Here is a 19,276-nt window from a genome sequence, read left to right on the forward strand (position 1 = left end):
TTTGGTTGCCGCTTAAGTACTTAATTAAGCACTCCGAGCTTTATCTCTACAAGCTGGTGTGCCTTGAAGAGAACCACTCTTAATCCTTGCGTTGCTGGAGACGCCGCAGCGATCGATCACGCCGGGTGTGTTCTCTGCTGAGATCCAGCAAAATTTCCTCGATAAACGCCAAATGGCGGTGCGAGGCTTCACGGGCCTTTTCAGGTTCGCGTGCCACAATCGCCTCAAAGATCCCGGCGCGATGGCTACTCACTGTTGCCAACATCTCACGGCGCGAGTAGAGCAATTCAAAGTTCTGACGAACGTTCTGTTCCAGCATCGGGCCCATACAGCGCAGCAGATGGAGTAACACAACGTTGTGGGCAGCCTCGGTCACGGCAATTTGGTATTGCATGACCGCGTCGGCTTCGGCGTCTAGATCGCCACTGTCCTGAGCTTGCTGGATCACATGATGGCAGTCGCGGATGCGCGCCAGATCTTCGTCAGTCCCACGCAACGCCGCATAATAGGCAGCGATACCTTCGAGAGCATGACGGGTTTCGAGCAGATCGAATTGTGATTCAGGATGATCGGCCAGCAGCTCAGCCAGCGGATCGCTGAAGCTCTGCCACAGATTAGTTTGTACAAAGGTGCCGCCTCCCTGGCGACGCAGGAGCAGCCCTTTAGCTTCCAGACGCTGAATTGCCTCTCTCAGAGAAGGACGGGAAACATCAAACTGTTTCGCCAACTCGCGCTCTGGAGGCAGCTTTTCGCCTGGACGTAGCGTACCCTCGAGGATCAGGTATTCGAGCTGCTGCTCGATAACATCTGACAACTTGGGTTGGCGGATTTTGCTGTAGGCCATGGGTGATTTCTTCTCTGCGAAGTGCCCGGAGTCAATTGGTAATACCAATTTCAAAAACGTGACGGTAAAGTAACAAAGTATTCACCTGCTGTCCATATGGGCCTTGATCGAAATCATGAATGCCGCACATTTTAACACTTCAATCCATAAGCCTTTGCAAACCGGCAACTCAGCGTTGGTAATACCATTTACGAGGTAGCCGCCGAATTTAACTTTTGTGAAACCTCTGGTTAGAACAATGCCCGGGTTATATGGCAAGGAGATTAAGGGTTATTTTCGCTTTACAACCGCTTACCGAGCCCCGCATCGTTAACAAAAAAATAACAACAATGGCGATTATTTTTGCCAATTCTGTGAGTTATTGCTTATTTCGTGCACGCAATCCCCCCGCTCGTCACACAACCCGCATTTTGTTGCCTAAACTGCTGCAATCTTAATCATTCAAACAACAAAGCAGGTGCAAACTTTCGCACATACCATTATTCTCTGCCAAACGGTAGCGACGCCGTGGAATTTATAGCTATAACGTCGTAAACAAAAAACAACACACATCGTAATCATTACTTTACGGTAATGAGCATTATGTCAGCACAGAGGGTTTCATTGATGGATGGTCAACAGCATGGCGACCAGCTGAAGCGCGGCCTGAAAAACCGCCATATCCAGCTGATCGCCTTAGGTGGCGCAATAGGTACCGGCCTGTTCCTCGGTATCGCTCAAACAATAAAAATGGCCGGCCCGTCGGTCATCCTTGGTTATGCAATTGGCGGTTTTATTGCCTTCCTGATCATGCGTCAACTGGGTGAAATGGTGGTAGAGGAGCCGGTGGCCGGATCGTTTAGCCACTTCGCCTATAAATACTGGGGGAACTTCGCCGGTTTCGCCTCCGGCTGGAACTACTGGGTGCTGTACGTGCTGGTTGCCATGGCAGAACTGACCGCGGTAGGTATTTACGTGCAGTACTGGTGGCCGGGTATCCCAACCTGGATCTCCGCTGCCGTGTTCTTCCTGGCCATCAACGCCATCAACCTGTCGAGTGTGAAGGTCTATGGTGAAATGGAGTTCTGGTTCGCCATCATCAAAGTGGTCGCTATCATTGGCATGATCGCCTTTGGTGCCTACCTGCTGTTCAGCGGCCTGGGCGGCCCGGAAGCCAGCGTCACCAACCTGTGGGCGCAGGGCGGTTTCTTCCCGAATGGCACCATGGGGCTGCTCATGGCGATGGCGGTGATCATGTTCTCCTTCGGTGGATTGGAACTGGTGGGTATTACCGCCGCCGAAGCCGATAACCCGGAAAAAAGCATCCCGAAAGCCACCAACCAGGTGATCTACCGCATCCTGCTGTTCTATATCGGCTCGCTGACTATTCTGCTGTCACTCTATCCGTGGGGAAAAGTAGTCGAAGGTGGCAGCCCGTTCGTGCTGATCTTCCATGCGCTGAACAGCAATATGGTCGCAACGGTGCTTAATATCGTGGTCCTGACGGCTGCGCTGTCGGTCTACAACAGCTGCGTCTATTGCAACAGCCGCATGCTGTACGGCTTGGCCAAACAAGGTAATGGCCCGAAAGCCCTGCTGAAAGTGGATAGCCGCGGTGTGCCGGTAGTTGCCATCGGTTTCTCTGCGTTGGCAACTGCGCTGTGCGTGTTGATCAACTACCTGATCCCAGGCCGTGCCTTTGAATTACTGATGGCGCTGGTGGTGTCTGCCCTGGTGATCAACTGGGCGATGATCAGCCTGGCACACCTGAAATTCCGCAAGGCGAAAAACCATGAAGGCGTCGAGCCGAAGTTCAAGGCCTTCTGGTATCCGTTCAGCAACTATCTGTGCCTGGCCTTTTTGGCCGGTATTCTGGTGATCATGTATCTGACACCAGGGATCCAGATTTCCGTGCTGCTGATCCCGGTATGGCTCGTCATTCTCGGCATCGGTTACTTCATCAAGCAGCGTGGCCAACGTGCTGTAAGCGCCACCAATACCCACTGATATCATTGTTGACGCTCAATAGGCCCGCACGCGGGCCTATTGTTTTTCTTCATCATTAATGGGCTTTACGCAGTGCCTTCACCTGCTCGGCGGTGATATCCGCCGGCAGCCCGCCCCAGGTGACACGCAGGTAATTCACCAGTTCGGCAATTTGCGCATCGTCCAGACGATCGGCAAAGCCCGGCATGCTCTGCATACTTTCGTTACCGGGGAACTGCTGTGCTGGTAGCCCATCCAGCACCGATACGATCAGGTTCTTGCCGTCCGGTTGGCGCAGCGTGGCGTTATCACGCATCGCTACCGCAACATGCGGTATACCTGCACCATCACGCTCATGGCAGGCGGAACACTGGTCGAGATAGGTGATACGCCCGGCATCACTGCCCTGCCCGATTTTAACGGCAACAGGCTGCGGTGGCTTATCGCCCATCAGGTAGGTCACCAACGCCCGATGATCTTCCGGCGTCAGATGACGAGTGCTGAGATCGACCACCATGTGCATTTCGCTAAACGCCGAGCCCTGCGGCGCTAACCCGGTGCTGAGGAAACGGCTCAGATCCTCTGGCGTCCAACCGCGCTGAGCCAAAGCCTGTGGCGTAATATCCGGCGCGATAAACCGCCCCAGATCGCCACCCTGCATCGGCTTGTTCACTTCCATCTGCCCCAGCATGCCCCGTGGCGTATGACATTCGCCACAGTGGCCAAGCACGTCAGACAGGTAACGCCCACGCTGCCATTCGGCGGAGCTCCCCTGCGAGCTGGCCGGTAACGGATCGCTGTTGCGGAACAGCAAATTCCAACCGATCAGCGCCATCCGCTGGTTGAACGGGAACGGCATATCGTTGGCTGGAATGGCTACGTCCACCGCAGGGCGCGACATCAGATAGGCATAAATAGCATCCGCATCTTCGCGCGAAATGCCTTTGTAGGAGGTATAAGGCATCGCCGGATACAGATGGCGGCCACCCGGAGCCACCCCCTGCGTCAACGCCAGGAAGAAATCATCCTTGGTCCAGCGGCCAATACCCTGATCGGCAGAAGGCGTCAGGTTGCTACCATAAATGGTGCCGAATGGAGTATCCAGCGGATAGCCTCCCGCCAGCGGTGCCCCACCAGCGGCAGTATGGCAGGCAGCACAGTCGGCAGCCTGCGTCAGATAACGCCCACGGGCAATTTGTTCGCTGCTGGCGGTAACCTGCTGGACTGGGCCGTCGTAGCTGCGGTTTTCTCGCCACCACAGCACGGCGATGACAATCGCCGCTATCAGCACAATCAACAATGCGAGACGTTTTTTCATTACGCCGTCTCCTTCAGCAGGCCTGGGGTTTTCAACACCACGTCACGCACCGCCTCGTAATAACGGACATAGCCGGTGCAACGGCAGATATGGTTTTCCAACGCCTGCTCAATCGCGCCTTCCAACCGATCGCGCGGAATTGGCTCACGCTTGAGCTTCTCGACAAAGATGGTGGCCGCATTGACAAAGCCCGGCGTGCAATAGCCACACTGGAAGCTGTAGTGATCGAGGAACGACTGCTGGATCGGCGAGAGTTCAACCACTTCGCTCTGATTATCCACCTGCGCAACGCCTTCGATGGTGCGTACCTGTTTGCCATTGAAAAAGTGAGCGCCGGTGATACAGGTACGGATTTCTTCGCTGGTGCCGCTTGGATGGTCGAGGATCGCCACGCAGGCGTGGCAGATACCCTGCCCGCAGCCGAGACGTGAGCCGGTCAGATCGAGATATTCATGCAGAAAATCGATCATCATCAGCCCTTCAGGTACCTCGATGGGACCATATTGTTTGCCGTTAATGGTCAGGGTAATGGGTTGGGTTTTAATGCTCATGGTAACACCTCAAGAATATTTTCGGCACGAACAGGCAAATCACGGAACCGATGACCGGTGGCGTGGGCAATGGCGTTAACCAATGCGGCAACCACAGGGATCATGACCACTTCCGCCATCCCTTTCGGCGGATCGGTTTCCGAGAGCGCAGGAAGGATGTCACCGGTCTGTTTCCAGACAGCCACATCGCTGGCACGCGGCAAATGGTAACGGTTAAAGTTCCAGGTGCCGTTACCCGGCCCATCTTCGTACAGCGGTAAATACTCATGCAGCGCATGGCCGATCCCCATCGCCAAACCGCCCTGTAGCTGGCCGGAAACCAGCTCAGGCACGATCAGGTTGCCACACTCCATAATCGAATGATGATTTAGCAGTTCAACCTTGCCGGTAGCGATATCTACCGCCACTTCTACCAGCGTACCCACGGCGCTGTAATAGGTCACAGCTGCGTTATTACGTTGGGTTGGCGGGTAATAAACCTGCTCACGTGCCAGAGTGCTGAATTCGCCGTTGCCAATGCGTAGCGACAAACCGTCGACAGGCAGGCGCTCGCTGCGATTATTCAGCTTGAAGTCCGCTTCAGCCCACTGCCAGCGGTTGAAGACGTGCACCACTGCGCCAGTCAGGTTGCCCATCTGATAGGCTTTCTTCGCCAACAGCTCAAACGGCAATATCTGCATACCGGCCGCTGTCAGCCCCCCCTCGACCCAGCGAGCATCTTCTTTACGCACCACCAGCGGTGCCGCCTGGCCGCCACCAATGCCAGACTGCCAGATAGATAGCGCGGCAGGCCACAGCCCCTGTTCAAACACCAACCGGGCCGCTTCGCGCGTGCTGTGCGAGAAATAGTAAGCGGAGTTGCTGGCGCTGGAAGGTGAGCAGTAGCTTGGCGTCCAGTTCGGATTGGTTTGCAGCTTGTCCTGCTCATCCTGCGACATCGTGTAGGGATCGCCGCTGGTCACCATCGGCAACAGGGACCAATCGGTCACCGAGAAATGAGCCTCATCCGCCGGTTTACCCAGCCATTGTGCACATAGCACCGACTGCGACGTTGACATGCCGGTGCCCATTTCTGCCCCGCTGTGATACAGCGAGATACGCCCGTCCTCGCTGAACTCCACACGAGCAAAGGAAGTTTCGGCTCCAGTGCCAAAGTCTTTCTGCACGCACCCAAAACCCACGCCATAACGCTTACCGGGATATTGGCTCTCAAACTCGGCCTTGCGTTCGGCGCGTTTGCGCCACATCTCATGCTGTGAGGCTTTTACCAGCACTTCATCGGCGCGAATGGCTCCTGCCGGGATCGCCCCCTGGGTATTTTTCATGCCGGACTTAAGCACGTTGCGCAAACGAAATTCGATCGGATCGAGCTTCAGCTCTTGTGCCAATTCATCCATCATCATCTCGGTAGCGGCCATGCTTTGCAATGTGCCGTAGCCACGTGCGGAACCCGCATCAATGGCACGAGAGGCCAACCCGACAGAGGAAAGATCGCTTTTCGGGAAGTAGTAAATCGACTGTGCCGCCGTCGCGCCAACCATCACCACCGATGGCGTAAAGTTACAGCGCCCACCACCGTCGGCGGTCATCGCCCCTTGGAAGGCCTGCAATATGCCCGTCTGCTTGTCTACCGCAATGCGGTAATCCATATCGAAGGCATGGCGCTTGATCGAGGTCTGGAACTGCTCATAGCGGTCATTAGCCAGCCGTACCGGTAGCCCGTCACCGTACAGCGCGGCAACCGCACCGTAATACGGGAAGTTATAGTGATCTTTTGAGCCGTAGCCCACGGTGTAACAAGGGTGCAGGATCAGCTGTTTGACCGGCTGATGACGTTTGGCCAACATGCGTGGCATTTCGTCCGCCACCTCCTGTGGGGACTGGGTCGGGATCACCAGATGCAAGGTCTGGCTGGCGGTATCAAACCAGCCGTTGGCGTTGTCTGGCTCCAAGGCCGAAGTATCAACAGATTGTGTGGTATAGCGGCGTGACATTACCAACCAGTCCTGGGGTGGGGTTTGCAGCTGATCGGCAATCATCCCGGCGTAATACATGCCTTCCTGATCCAGCTTGCCGCCCTCACGCCCTTCCGGCCACACCGGCAAATGTCTGCGCATTGACAGCGGGAAGATAGGGGTGTCTTTCAGGCTGGAGAAGCGATCGTCATCGAATGGCTGTTCGCCCCCGACGCGCACGTAGCGGAAGCTGCCCCAAGGATCGCGCTGTAACGGGCCGGTTTCAGTACCATACTGGATCACTTCGTCGTGGAATTTCAGCTTGTCTTTGGCAAAGCGGAAACGAGCAAAATCATGATAAATCAGGATTGCCACCGCATGGCCGAGATAGGCTGGGGTTTTCCCTGTAGGCAGCAGCATGTCATCGCCATAAAACGCCGGGAAGGCCAAACCGTCACGCTCAAGATCTTCCGCCGTTACTATCCGATCCGGTTGCAGATCGTCACCCAGCAAGGAGAGATCGATGCCAGTAAACAGACGATCGGCTTTAGTGGCGCGCAGAATAAAGGCATGAGCCTGCTGCTGCGGCCAATGCGGCATATCAACGGCACGAATATCACGGGCAAACACTTTCTGGCCCATGACCTTGGAGCGACCATCTATACGGTAGCGAATGCGTTTAGTCTGCGCATCCCAGTTGGGCGATTGCAGGATCTTTTGCTCAAACAACGCGGCATAGGCGCGGCTGTAAAGAGGCGCGAGGTAGACAGACACCCCCGCTATCACGGCACCTTTGATAAAGCGGCGTCGTGACGGGTTGAAATTGCTCATAAAATATCCTTTACGTTCTTATTTACCCCTGGTATCCAGATGCAGGCATTAGCGCCGTACCCAGAAGGATGGAGGTAAGTCGTTTTTTATCGGTTTTGTTGCGCAACCGCGGGTAACCTTGCCGAAGACGTTATAATCATAAGCTTATAACCAAAATTATGTGAGCATTAACATTTTGTTTTCATAAAATGAAACACTTGGAAATATATAATGCCTCTATAGTGTGGCTGATTTGCGCAAACGCGGGCAGAAAAGATGACGACAGGTATCGTAATTACCGCCGCCGGGCGGGGTGAGCGTTTTATTCAGGCCGGTGGCAGTGGCAACAAACTGAATGCCCTATTGCAGGGTAAAACGGTGTTTGAACATACGCTGCAACAGGCGCTAGCCTCCGGCTTACCGGTGCAGGTCGTCACCCGGCCAGAAAACCTGCCGGTGCAACAGGTGTGTGCCGCGCATCAGGTTCCCTGCACCTTACTGGCCAGCGGTGGTCTGGGTGAGTCAATTGCTGCCGGAGTAGCCGCAACGGCAGACTGGGACGGCTGGCTGATCCATTTGGCGGATATGCCTTTTGTTTCAACGCAGATCTTTGTACAGGTTGCCGCAGCCCTTAGCCAACACGACATCGTACGCCCCTGTTTCCAACAACAGCCCGGGCACCCGGTGGGTTTCACCGCCATTTTGCGCAAACAACTGTGTGCGTTACGTGGCGATAATGGTGCGCGGGAACTGCTAAGCAGTCACGGGCAGGTCTACCTGCTCCATCTCGATAAACCGAGCATCGTGCAAGATATCGATCTCCCTTCTCAGCTAGTGGCCAACGAGTCCGTTAATTAATGCAGCATCTTGATATCACCGTAGTCAGCCAAGCCATCAACTGGCTGGAACAGCAGCCGGTATGGCTGTGTACCGTATTGAACACTTATGGCTCATCACCACGTTCACCTGGCGCGTTGATGGTGGCGACCCGCGACGGACACTATTGTGGATCGTTATCCGGTGGCTGCGTGGAAGAGGACTTTTTGCGCCGTCTGGCGGAGGGAGAATATCAAGCCGCCAGCCAGGTGATCCGCTACGGCGCTGGCGGGCTAACCCCCAGCGTGGCGCTGCCCTGCGGTGGCGTGCTGGACGTATTGATCGAGCATCTGCCCGCAGGCCCTGCCAGCATTAGCTACTTGCGCAATATCGCCGAGGCATTGGCTGGCCATCATGCCCTGATCAAACACCTGACCTTGCCCAATGCCTGTAGCGCACTGGAAACCACCAGCTTTGCCAGCGCAACCCAGGTCGTGCGCAACCAACAGGAGATCCAGTTGCACATCGCCGCCGCTCCTCGGTTGCTGATTGCCGGGCTTTCCAGCGTGGCGCTGTATTGCGCCGACTTTGCCAGCGCACTCGGCTTTGAAGTGTTGGTATGCGAAAACCGCCCGGAAGCGTTGGAAAACTTCGCCACGCAGCTCAAACCGCATATCACCTTGCTGCGCCAGTTCCCGGCCAAATTCATTGAGGCAGGCGGTTGCCACGCCAACACCGCGATTGTGGCGCTGACCCACGATCCGCGTATGGATGATTTAACCCTGATGGAGGCGATCTACACCCCGGCGTTTTACATCGGCGCGATGGGTTCCCAACGGAACAGCGATCGCCGCCGCCAGCGACTGCAACAGATCGCCGAATTCAGCCCGCAGGAACTCGGCCGCATCCATGCGCCGATCGGCCTGCCGCTCGGCAGTAAAACCCCGGCGGAGATCGCACTGGCTGTGATGGCCGATATCGTGCAGCAGAAGAACCAGCTCCGCCAACCCATTTGAGTACCTGGCGCGATCCCTCCGGCTATGACAAATCATTAGCCACCCAAAAATGAAAGCGATTACACAAATAGACATAAAAAGCCCAACAGACAACCTTAAACCATGGTTTAACATGTCATATTCATGATGTTAAATGTGAACCAATAAACTAATTCAAGTGTAATCGATTACACCGAGTGTGATCGATAGCACGTTAAATCATCACCCAGACCAATAACATAGCCTACTAACGAATCATCTCTTTGGTTAACCGAGGCCGTTATGAGTACATCATCAACAAGTAAAGGCAGATCGAATGCCCAAATGACCTTCTTTGTCTGTTTTCTGGCAGCACTGGCAGGCTTATTGTTTGGACTGGATATCGGCGTGATCGCCGGAGCATTACCTTTTATTGCTCATGAGTTCCAAATCACTTCCCAGCAACAAGAATGGGTGGTGAGCTCAATGATGTTCGGCGCAGCGGTTGGCGCTGTCGGCAGTGGCTGGCTCTCTTACCGGCTGGGGCGCAAATACAGCCTGATGATTGGCGCCGTGCTGTTTGTCATTGGCTCGCTTTGCTCTGCTTTCGCCCCTAACAACGAGGTGCTGCTGGTTTCCCGCGTTCTGCTCGGCCTGGCAGTGGGCATCGCATCCTTCACTGCTCCGCTGTACCTTTCTGAAATCGCGCCTGAGCGCATTCGCGGTAGCATGATTTCCATGTACCAGTTAATGATTACGATAGGGATCCTGGGGGCTTATCTGTCCGATACGGCTTTCAGCTACAGCGGTTCATGGCGCTGGATGCTGGGTATTATCACCCTTCCGGCTTTGTTGCTGTTCGTTGGCGTGTTCTTCCTGCCCCGCAGCCCCCGCTGGTTAGCATCACGTGGCCGTGATGCAGAAGCCAGGAAAGTGCTGGAAATGCTGCGAGATACTACTGATCAGGCGAAGGCCGAACTCGATGAGATCCGTGAAAGCCTGAAAATAAAGCAAAGCGGCTGGGCACTATTCAAAGACAACAAGAATTTCCGCCGCGCAGTCTATCTTGGCGTATTACTTCAGGTCATGCAGCAGTTTACCGGCATGAATGTCATTATGTATTACGCGCCGAAAATTTTCGATCTGGCCGGTTTTGCCAGTACTGCGCAACAAATGTGGGGAACGGTGATCGTCGGTTTAGTCAACGTGCTGGCAACCTTTATAGCCATCGGCCTGGTGGACCGTTGGGGCCGTAAACCTACGCTGAAGCTGGGCTTCCTGGTGATGGCCATCGGCATGGGGACATTGGGTACCATGATGAATATCGGCATGGATACGCCTGCGGCTCAATACTTCGCGATACTGATGTTGCTGATGTTTATTGTCGGTTTTGCCATGAGTGCCGGCCCGCTGATTTGGGTATTGTGTTCAGAGATCCAACCGCTTAAAGGCCGTGATTTCGGTATCACCTGCTCAACGACGGTAAACTGGATCGCCAACATGATCGTGGGGGCCACCTTCCTGACGATGCTCAACAACCTGGGCAGCGCAAATACCTTCTGGATCTATGCCGGACTGAACCTGATATTTATCTTCATTACTATTGCCCTGATACCTGAAACCAAAAATATCTCTCTGGAACATATCGAGCGAAATTTGATGACTGGGAAACCGCTACGGGAGATTGGTTCACACTGATCGAGGTCTTTGATTACCGCCCGTTTCGGGCGGTATTTACATCCGCAACGGCAATCAGGAGCTTGGGCTGGTTTTCTCTGCGAAGGCTTTGTCTGGCACAATCGGGATTAGATACTCATATTCCAGGTACAGCTCTTCATCGCTATCGAGCGAGTAGCTATGCTGCGCGATATCGTACCCTTCCCGGCGTACCAGATTAAACTGCGGCAGAAGTTTGGTATAAACGCTGGCGATATGCTCGTGAAGGGCCACCGGTTTGCCAGCATAGTGGAAGCGGCAATAACCGCCGCTGATTTCCGGTAGTTCCAGCAACGATTTACCCTGGGCGATAGCTTTATCAACCGCCACAAAATAGTCGACCTTCACCCGCTCACCATCGGGCGTAAAATTGGTTAGCGCATAAAGTTTGTCTGGATTTAATTTAAACTCATCACAAAAACGATCCTTTATTCCATCACGAATTGCCGCGTGGGATTCGCCCAACTGTTCAATCTCGATGTGATAAGAATAATACTGACCGACTAGCGAGTAGCTGTCTGGTTTAACCTCAACATAGTCAATAGAGATATCGCTAGGTTGATTTAGCGACAGCGATTGCACCAGATGGCTGAAGTCACAATTTTGGGCCTTACGGTAGGCGCTAGGTGTGACAGAGAAATGTTTTTTGAAACAGCGTGAGAATGTCTGTTGGGAATCGAACTGATACTCCAACGAAATATCCAGAATGCTTTTCTGCGTAAAGCGTAATGAGAAGGCCGCCAGATAGAGGCGACGGGCGCGGATATAAGCAGCAAGTGGCAGGTTGGTCTGTTTGCGAAACATGCGCTGCAGATACCATTTCGAGTAGCCGGATTTTTCGCAAACAATATCCAGTGATAGTGGGTTGCGTAGGTTGTTTTCTATCCAGACCAGTAACTCTTTGATATGCGTTTCCTGCGTCACCATTACTTTTCCTAGCCAAAATTGTCCACGGCAATGGTATACAGATTTATTTAGAGCGTCCAAAGCGACGACACTATTTTACAAAGGCTGACGAATTCATAACAAACATCGCAGCTTGTTACTCACAGAAAAGCCGCCCACCAGGGGCGGCTATCAATCAGATTACTTCACACAGCGCGTACATTGAGATTCCTGGATCTTCTGGAAGAAATCATTCCCTTTGTCATCCACCAGAATAAAGGCCGGGAAATCTTCCACTTCGATTTTCCAGATCGCTTCCATACCCAGTTCAGGATATTCCACGCACTCCAGGCTCTTGATACTCTGCTGTGCCAGCACCGCAGCCGGGCCACCAATGCTGCCAAGATAGAATCCGCCGTGCTTATGGCAGGCATCCGTCACCTGCTGGCTGCGGTTACCTTTGGCCAGCATGATCATGCTGCCGCCGTGTGACTGCAGCAGATCGACATAGGAGTCCATGCGCCCTGCCGTGGTTGGCCCCAGAGAACCCGAAGCATAACCTTCTGGCGTTTTGGCCGGGCCCGCGTAATAGATCGGGTGATCTTTCACGTACTGCGGCAAACCTTCTCCACGATCCAGGCGCTCTTTCAGCTTGGCATGGGCAATATCACGCCCAACGATGATGGTGCCGCTCAGGGAAAGGCGGGTAGAGACCGGATACTGTGACAGCTGCTTGAGGATTTCGGCCATCGGGCGGTTCAGGTCCACCTTGATCGCTTCCCCTTCACCCGCGCGGCGCAGTTCCTGTGGGATAAATTTACCTGGGTTATGTTCCAGTTTCTCCAGCCAGATCCCCTCACGGTTGATCTTACCTTTGATATTACGGTCGGCGGAGCAGGAAACCCCCATCCCCACCGGGCAAGAAGCGCCATGGCGTGGCAAACGCACTACGCGCACATCGTGGGCAAAGTATTTGCCGCCAAACTGTGCACCCAGCCCCAAATTCTGGGCTTCTTTCAGCAGTTCCTCTTCCAGCGCCACATCGCGGAACGCCTGGCCGTGTTCGTTGCCTTCGGTTGGCAGCTCATCATAATATTTGGTTGAAGCCAGCTTCACGGTCTTCAGCGTAGCTTCCGCCGAAGTGCCGCCAATCACAAAGGCCACGTGGTATGGTGGACAGGCCGCGGTGCCCAGAGTACGCATCTTGTCGACCAGATAGTCTTTCAACTTACCTGGGGACAGCAGCGCTTTGGTTTCCTGATACAGATAGGTTTTGTTGGCCGAACCACCGCCCTTGGCGATGCACAGGAATTTATACTCGTCACCATCCACGCTGTAGAGATCGATCTGCGCAGGTAAGTTGCTGCCGGTATTGACCTCCCGATACATATCCAGCGCGGCGTTTTGCGAATAGCGCAGGTTGTCTTCGATAAAGGTGTTGTATACCCCACGCGACAAGGCTTCTTCGTCCCCGCCTCCGGTCCAGACGCGCTGGCCTTTTTTACCCATGATGATCGCCGTGCCGGTATCCTGGCAGGTTGGCAAAATACCCTTGGCGGCGATTTCTGAGTTACGCAAAAATTGCAGCGCAACGTACTTGTCGTTCTCACTGGCATCGGGGTCATTGAGGATATCCGCCACCTGCTGCTGATGCGCAGGGCGCAACATGAACGAGGCGTCGTGGAAGGCGTGCTGGGCGAGCAGAGTCAGGGCTTGTGGGTCAACCTTGAGGACTTCCTGGCCGGCAAATTCGCCGACGGAAACGTGGTCACGGCTTAGCAGATAGTATTCGGTATCGTCTTTCTTCAGCGGGAACGGATCTTGATAATGGAACGGTTTATTCGACATTGATCTCTCACTTGCAACATCAGCTGCGTTAAATTCACACTTACCCAGCGTGCTCGGGGCGCGCTGCGTCAAAAAAACTCCCCACACCTTACGTATTTTTAGGTAGTCAGTTATTGCGCCAAATCGCAAAATAACCTCTATTAACGTAGGGACTTAACGCTGGCGTTGTTTTTCTGACCTCATCCGGTGAGAACTGCGGGTACAGACTCATCATGCACGGATTATTATCCCGCAGTTAACACAATGATTACAATCAATGTGAGTCGATCGGCTTATCATTGTAGGAAAATAGCATTGCAACGATTTCCTTACGGCCCCGTTTCCACACCAAGCCGTTTTCATTCATCACCTAGGCTATTTTTTCTTCCCTGGTAACGTCGCCATTAGCTCCTCTACCGAGATCCCCCCTGCCACACTCCCCGGCACCGGCATCCGCAAAATATGATTTTTGATCTTCCCAATCACATGCATCTCACACGGCTTGCAGTCAAACTTCAACGTCAACGCCTCACCCTGATGCACCAACTGCATCGGCGATGCCCGCCCCTTCACACCCTGTACACCCTTGGCCTGTTTAGGGCAGAGGTTGAAGGCGAAGCGCAGGCAGTGCTTAGTGATCATCACCGGCACATCCCCTTTTTCTTGGTGTGCCTCGTAGGCGGCATCAATCAACGTGACACCATAACGCTGGTAAAACTCGCGCGCCTTGTGGTTATAAACATTGGCAAGAAACGTCAGGTGCGTTTCCGGATAAACCGGCGGCGGCACGGAAACCGGTTTGCGGCCACCGCGTTCGTTTAGCGCCAGGCGTGCGGCGTCCAGCGCTTCCACCGCATCGCGGCGCAGTTGGTTGACCTGGCTGTTGGGTATGAAGCAAGGCACCGGCAGATCAAGATGAACGTCACGCGGGTAATAAAGGGTTTGTCCCAGTTTGCTCAATCCGTCACGCAGTGTGACAAGCGCTTTTTCCGGCTGGTTGGCGGCGGCGAATTCGCCCTGCAGCGTATGGCTGACGCTGATGCCCTCTTCGCTGATCAGGGTCAGCGTCACTCCGTCGCTGCTTTGTGTCAGCAGAATATCGACGGCGATGCGGCGTTCCGCCGAAGTTTTTAGCAACGCCTGTTGCCAGTTGTGATCGAGGTTGCGATTAAGCGGATGCTGTGGACGCAGCTTATGCAGATCTGCCGGCATTTCGTTAGGCCAAACCCGGTAGCGCCCTTTGGCAATTTTCTCTGTCTTATTGGCACGGAAGCCGACGATATCGCGCTTGATCAGCACGTTAAGTCCATCGCCATTGGTCAGCGATTCTTTTACTTCCACGTCCAGATGATCTTTACCCACCTTTAGCACCTCTCCTATAGGCAGGCCAATGAACTTGGGTGAGTCAAAGGCACCAATATCCATCTGGCGTTGGTTGACGAAGTAATCGGTACTGCCACGGTGGAAGGTTTTATCCGGCGACGGAATAAAGAAGTGTTCCGTGCGGCCTGACGATGCTGTCACCAGATCGGAACGATCGTTGAGAATGGCATCCAGGTGCTGACGATAGTACGCAGTGATGTTTTTCACATAGCTCATGTCCTTATAGCGCCCTTCAATCTTGAATGAGCGAACACCGGCGTCGATCAGCGCCGTCAGGTTGCGGCTTTGATCGTTATCTTTCATCGACAGCAGATGCTTTTCATACGCTACTACTCGCCCCTGATCATCTTTCAGGGTGTAGGGAAGCCGGCACGCCTGCGAACAATCGCCACGGTTGGCACTGCGTCCGGTCTGAGCATGGGAAATGTAACACTGGCCGGAGAAGGCCACGCACAACGCACCATGGATGAAAAATTCGACGGCAGCGTCGACGTTGTCACTGATAGCTTTTATCTGACTGAGATTCAGCTCACGCGCCAATACCAGCTGGGAGAAACCGGCATCGGACAGGAAACGAGCCTTCTCTACGCTACGAATGTCGGTCTGGGTGCTGGCATGCAGCTCAATTGGCGGAATATCCAGTTCCAGGATCCCCATATCTTGCACGATAAGCGCATCAACTCCGGCGTCATACAGTTGATGGATCAAGCGGCGTGCCGGCTCCAGCTCGTCGTCATGCAAAATGGTGTTGAGGGCGATGAACACTTTGGCCCGGTAACGGCGGGCAAATTCAACCAGCCCGGCGATATCGCTCAAGCTGTTGCCAGCATTGTGACGGGCGCCGAAGCCTGGGCCACCGATATAGACCGCATCAGCCCCGTGCAAAATAGCCTCACGGGCAATACCTGCATCGCGGGCGGGACTGAGTAATTCAATCTGGTTAGATAAAAGCATGAGTATCGCCGTTAGGGTAAGTGTGAAATCGCCGCTATTTTAGACACAAACATCGTACATACAAGCTTTGCATAACGGTAGACCATATACTTTTCCCTACTGCCCCCGTTGCCAGCCGACACGCCATTGCTTAAGCTAGCGTCACTATGAACAGAGTAAGAATCCCCATTGCGCTGCAACAGGCGGTCATGCGCTGCCTGCGAGACAAATTGCAGCTGGCGCGGCAGCATTTTGCCGTCGAGTTCCCAGAGCCCAAGATTTTGTATCAGCAACGCGGCACCAGCGCGGGCACCGCCTGGCTGCAAGCCTGGGAAATCCGCCTCAATCCGGTGCTGCTGATGGAAAACCAGCAGCCGTTTATCGACGAAGTGGTCCCCCATGAGTTGGCTCATCTGCTGGTCTTCCGCCAGTTTGGCCGCGTGCCGCCGCATGGCCGGGAATGGCGCTGGATGATGGAAAACGTATTGCAGGTTCCCGCCAGCCGTACCCACCAGTTTGAGACCCGCTCGGTACAAAGCAAAACCTTTCCCTACCGCTGCGATTGCCAGCAGCATCAGCTGACCCTGCGCCGCCATAATCGGGTGATGCGCGGCGAGAGCGAATACCGCTGCCGCCAGTGTGGTGAAAAGCTGACATTTTCCGGTTAATCAAAGCCGTTAACAATCATATTTATAAGTTAAAACAATCCATTATCTCGATTTGCACCTGTCGGTGACTTCCGTTACCCTGCCTGCCTTTCCAATTTTGAGCTGTTTTGGAATATGCATCGCAAAATTTTATTTTTAGTCGTATTGACGGCCTCTAGCGGCACGCTAGCCAAGGGGATTAATAACTTTAACCAGGCCAAGGCTGCCGCCGCCAAAATCAACCAGGATGCCCCAGGCAGCTTTTATTGTGGCTGCAAGATCGACTGGCAAGGTAAGAAAGGTGTTCCCGATCTTGATAGCTGCGGCTATCAGGTGCGTAAAAATGCCCAACGCGCCGAGCGTATCGAGTGGGAACATGTGGTTCCGGCCTGGCAGTTCGGCCATCAGTTGCAGTGCTGGCAACAGGGTGGGCGTAAAAACTGCAACAAGGATCCGGTTTATCGCCAGATAGAGATCGACTTGCACAACCTGCAACCCGCCATCGGTGAAGTGAATGGTGACCGCAATAACTTTATGTACAGCCAGTGGCGGGGTGGCGAAGGGCAATACGGACAGTGTCAAATGAAGGTAGACTTCAAGAACAAGCAGGCCGAGCCACCTGCCCGTGCGCGAGGTGCCATTGCCCGCACCTACTTCTACATGCGCGATCGCTACCAGTTGCCGCTTTCACGCCAGCAAACCCAGCTGTTTGAAGCCTGGAACCGCCTGTATCCGGTCAGCGCCTGGGAATGTCGACGTGAAGCACGCATCGCCATGGTACAAGGGAATCACAACCCTTATATTCAACAGGCTTGTCAGCAGCAAAAAGGCTGACCTACTATAGTGCTTTCGCGCTGCCCTCCGGCAGCGCCGTATCATTGAGCCAGGATCTGACAATCATTATGCGTAAACCCCGCATTTACCATCCAGAGCCCTTGAGCGCCAGTGCAGAAATTGCATTGAGCGAGGATGCCGCCAATCATGTCGGCCGCGTGCTGCGGATGAGCGCCGGGCAGGCACTGCAACTGTTCGATGGCAGCAACCAGGTGTTTGAGGCAGAAATCACCCGGGTGGATAAAAAGAACGTGCTGGTTCAGATCAACGCCGGGCAACGGGAAGATCGCGAATCACCGCTCAACTTACATCTTGGCCAGGTGATCTCCCGTGGCGAAAAGATGGAATTCACCATCCAGAAATCCATTGAGTTGGGGGTGAACGTGATCACTCCGCTATTTTCCGAGCGCTGCGGCGTTAAACTCGACGGTGAGCGCCTGGAGAAAAAACTCCAGCAGTGGCAAAAAATCGCCATCGCGGCCTGCGAACAATGCGGCCGCAACCGCATTCCGGAAATCCGCCCAGCGATGTCTCTGGAACACTGGTGCGCCGAGCAGGACGATAGCCTCAAGCTGAACCTGCATCCACGCGCCAGCCAAAGTATCAATACCCTGCCGTTGCCGGTAGTGAGCGTACGTCTGCTCATTGGGCCGGAGGGCGGATTATCCGCCGAAGAAATTGCCATGACCACAGACTATGGATTTACTGATATCCTGCTGGGGCCACGCGTTTTGCGTACAGAAACCACCGCGCTCACCGCAATTACCGCTTTGCAGGTCCGTTTCGGCGACCTGGGCTAAGAACCTGTCTCACAGGTTCGTAAGGAGAAGAGATGATCAAGCTCGGCATCGTGATGGACCCTATCGCATCCATCAATATCAAAAAAGACACCAGCTTTGCCATGCTGCTCGAAGCGCAGCGCCGCGGCTGGGAACTGCATTATATGGAGATGAACGATCTCTATCTGCATGCCGGTGATGGCCGTGCCCGCACGCGCCTGCTGAACGTGAAAGAAGACAAAGAGAGCTGGTTCAGCTTTGGCAGCGAGCAGGATCTGGCGTTGCAGGATCTGGACGTGATCCTGATGCGTAAAGATCCGCCGTTCGACACTGAATACATCTATGCGACCTACATCCTGGAACGTGCCGAAGTGAAAGGCACGCTGGTGGTCAACAAGCCACAGAGCCTGCGTGACTGTAACGAAAAGCTGTTCACCGCCTGGTTCCCGGAGCTGACGCCAGACACCTTGGTCAGCCGCAGCGCTGCCCATATCCGCAAATTCCACCAGCAGCATGGCGATATCATCCTCAAGCCGCTGGACGGCATGGGCGGGGCCTCGATCTTCCGCGTGAAGCAGGACGACCCCAACCTGTCGGTGATTATCGAAACCCTGACCGAGCACGGCAGCCGCTTCTGCATGGCGCAAAACTTCCTGCCAGCCATCAAGGATGGGGACAAACGCATCCTGGTGGTGGATGGCGAACCGGTGCCTTACTGCTTGGCGCGTATCCCTGCCCAAGGCGAAACCCGTGGTAACCTGGCCGCAGGTGGCCGTGGTGAAGCGCGCCCACTGAGCGAAAGCGACTGGAAAATTGCCCGCGCGGTTGCCCCAACGCTAAAAGAGAAAGGGCTGATCTTTGTTGGCCTGGACGTGATTGGCGATCGCCTCACCGAGATCAACGTCACCAGCCCAACCTGCGCCCGTGAGATCGAAGCCGCATTCCCGGTTTCCGTCACCGGCATGCTGATGGACGCCATTGAAAAACGTCTGGCCGCGAAGTAGGCCGACGACGCGCCCTCTCTCATTGGGAGAGGGCA

15 protein-coding genes are annotated in these 19,276 nt (G+C 54.4%); 8 read left to right on the forward strand and 7 right to left on the reverse strand.

Features of this window, described 5'->3' with window-relative positions; genetic code table 11:
• Positions 1–79: 79 nt before the first annotated feature.
• On the reverse strand, positions 80–844 hold the full coding sequence (gene pdhR, locus ACMV5H_RS00645; RefSeq protein WP_021179689.1) for a pyruvate dehydrogenase complex transcriptional repressor PdhR: 765 nt from the start codon (positions 842–844) through the stop codon (positions 80–82).
• 606 nt (positions 845–1,450) lie between these two features.
• Between pdhR and ACMV5H_RS00650 the strand changes: the two genes are divergently transcribed.
• Complete coding sequence (locus ACMV5H_RS00650) at positions 1,451–2,830, forward strand: amino acid permease (RefSeq protein ID WP_021806272.1); 1,380 nt, start codon at positions 1,451–1,453, stop codon at positions 2,828–2,830.
• A gap of 55 nt (positions 2,831–2,885) precedes the next feature.
• Here ACMV5H_RS00650 and ACMV5H_RS00655 read toward each other — a convergent pair whose 3' ends face one another.
• Genes ACMV5H_RS00655 through ACMV5H_RS00665 form a run of 3 tightly spaced genes read right to left on the reverse strand, consistent with a single transcriptional unit; the run spans position 2,886 to position 7,464 of the window.
• Positions 2,886–4,127: a c-type cytochrome gene (locus ACMV5H_RS00655; protein WP_059201745.1), complete on the reverse strand. Its 1,242-nt coding sequence runs from the start codon at positions 4,125–4,127 to the stop codon at positions 2,886–2,888.
• On the reverse strand, positions 4,127–4,678 hold the full coding sequence (locus tag ACMV5H_RS00660) for a (2Fe-2S)-binding protein (RefSeq protein ID WP_414821301.1): 552 nt from the start codon (positions 4,676–4,678) through the stop codon (positions 4,127–4,129). The genes ACMV5H_RS00655 and ACMV5H_RS00660 overlap by 1 nt, the downstream gene beginning before the upstream one ends.
• Complete coding sequence (locus ACMV5H_RS00665) at positions 4,675–7,464, reverse strand: xanthine dehydrogenase family protein molybdopterin-binding subunit (protein ID WP_021806275.1); 2,790 nt, start codon at positions 7,462–7,464, stop codon at positions 4,675–4,677. Before ACMV5H_RS00665 ends, ACMV5H_RS00660 begins: the two co-directional genes overlap by 4 nt.
• A gap of 255 nt (positions 7,465–7,719) precedes the next feature.
• Between ACMV5H_RS00665 and ACMV5H_RS00670 the strand changes: the two genes are divergently transcribed.
• The 3 genes from ACMV5H_RS00670 (at position 7,720) to ACMV5H_RS00680 (ending at position 10,931) form a co-directional block, all read left to right on the forward strand.
• Entirely contained in the window at positions 7,720–8,301 is a 582-nt protein-coding gene (locus ACMV5H_RS00670) for an NTP transferase domain-containing protein (protein ID WP_021806276.1), read from the forward strand.
• Positions 8,301–9,275 carry an XdhC family protein gene (locus tag ACMV5H_RS00675; protein ID WP_021806277.1) on the forward strand — a complete coding sequence of 325 codons (975 nt, stop codon included), beginning with the start codon at positions 8,301–8,303 and terminating at the stop codon, positions 9,273–9,275. Before ACMV5H_RS00670 ends, ACMV5H_RS00675 begins: the two co-directional genes overlap by 1 nt.
• Positions 9,276–9,536: 261 nt before the next feature.
• Positions 9,537–10,931 (forward strand): sugar porter family MFS transporter, encoded by a 1,395-nt coding sequence (locus tag ACMV5H_RS00680; RefSeq protein WP_037375723.1) that lies wholly within the window; start codon positions 9,537–9,539, stop codon positions 10,929–10,931.
• 54 nt (positions 10,932–10,985) lie between these two features.
• On the opposite strand, the gene ACMV5H_RS00685 is transcribed toward ACMV5H_RS00680, so the two are convergent.
• The 3 genes from ACMV5H_RS00685 to ACMV5H_RS00695 form a co-directional block, all read right to left on the reverse strand.
• Positions 10,986–11,876: a helix-turn-helix domain-containing protein gene (locus ACMV5H_RS00685; RefSeq protein ID WP_115159320.1), complete on the reverse strand. Its 891-nt coding sequence runs from the start codon at positions 11,874–11,876 to the stop codon at positions 10,986–10,988.
• A gap of 159 nt (positions 11,877–12,035) precedes the next feature.
• Positions 12,036–13,682, reverse strand: coding sequence for a class I fumarate hydratase FumA (gene fumA / locus ACMV5H_RS00690; protein ID WP_021806280.1), 1,647 nt, complete (start codon positions 13,680–13,682; stop codon positions 12,036–12,038).
• Positions 13,683–14,036: 354 nt separating this feature from the next.
• Positions 14,037–15,998, reverse strand: coding sequence for a peptidase U32 family protein (locus tag ACMV5H_RS00695; protein WP_414821302.1), 1,962 nt, complete (start codon positions 15,996–15,998; stop codon positions 14,037–14,039).
• A gap of 146 nt (positions 15,999–16,144) precedes the next feature.
• On the opposite strand from ACMV5H_RS00695, the gene ACMV5H_RS00700 reads away from it, so the two are divergent.
• The 4 genes from ACMV5H_RS00700 to gshB all read left to right on the forward strand — a co-directional run bounded on the left by ACMV5H_RS00700 (position 16,145) and on the right by gshB (position 19,241).
• The gene (locus tag ACMV5H_RS00700; RefSeq protein WP_021806282.1) at positions 16,145–16,645 is read left to right on the forward strand and encodes a SprT family zinc-dependent metalloprotease; all 501 of its coding nucleotides are present in this window, start codon (positions 16,145–16,147) and stop codon (positions 16,643–16,645) included.
• 114 nt (positions 16,646–16,759) lie between these two features.
• On the forward strand, positions 16,760–17,458 hold the full coding sequence (gene endA / locus ACMV5H_RS00705) for a deoxyribonuclease I (protein ID WP_115159322.1): 699 nt from the start codon (positions 16,760–16,762) through the stop codon (positions 17,456–17,458).
• 68 nt (positions 17,459–17,526) lie between these two features.
• Entirely contained in the window at positions 17,527–18,258 is a 732-nt protein-coding gene (gene rsmE, locus ACMV5H_RS00710; RefSeq protein ID WP_059201752.1) for a 16S rRNA (uracil(1498)-N(3))-methyltransferase, read from the forward strand.
• Positions 18,259–18,290: 32 nt separating this feature from the next.
• Positions 18,291–19,241, forward strand: a complete 951-nt coding sequence (gshB, locus tag ACMV5H_RS00715) for a glutathione synthase (RefSeq protein ID WP_024484034.1) — start codon at positions 18,291–18,293, stop codon at positions 19,239–19,241.
• Positions 19,242–19,276 lie beyond the last annotated feature (35 nt).

It is taken from the genome of Serratia sp. N21D137 (genome assembly GCF_047530005.1).
GTDB classification, from domain to species: Bacteria; Pseudomonadota; Gammaproteobacteria; order Enterobacterales; family Enterobacteriaceae; genus Chania; species Chania fonticola_B.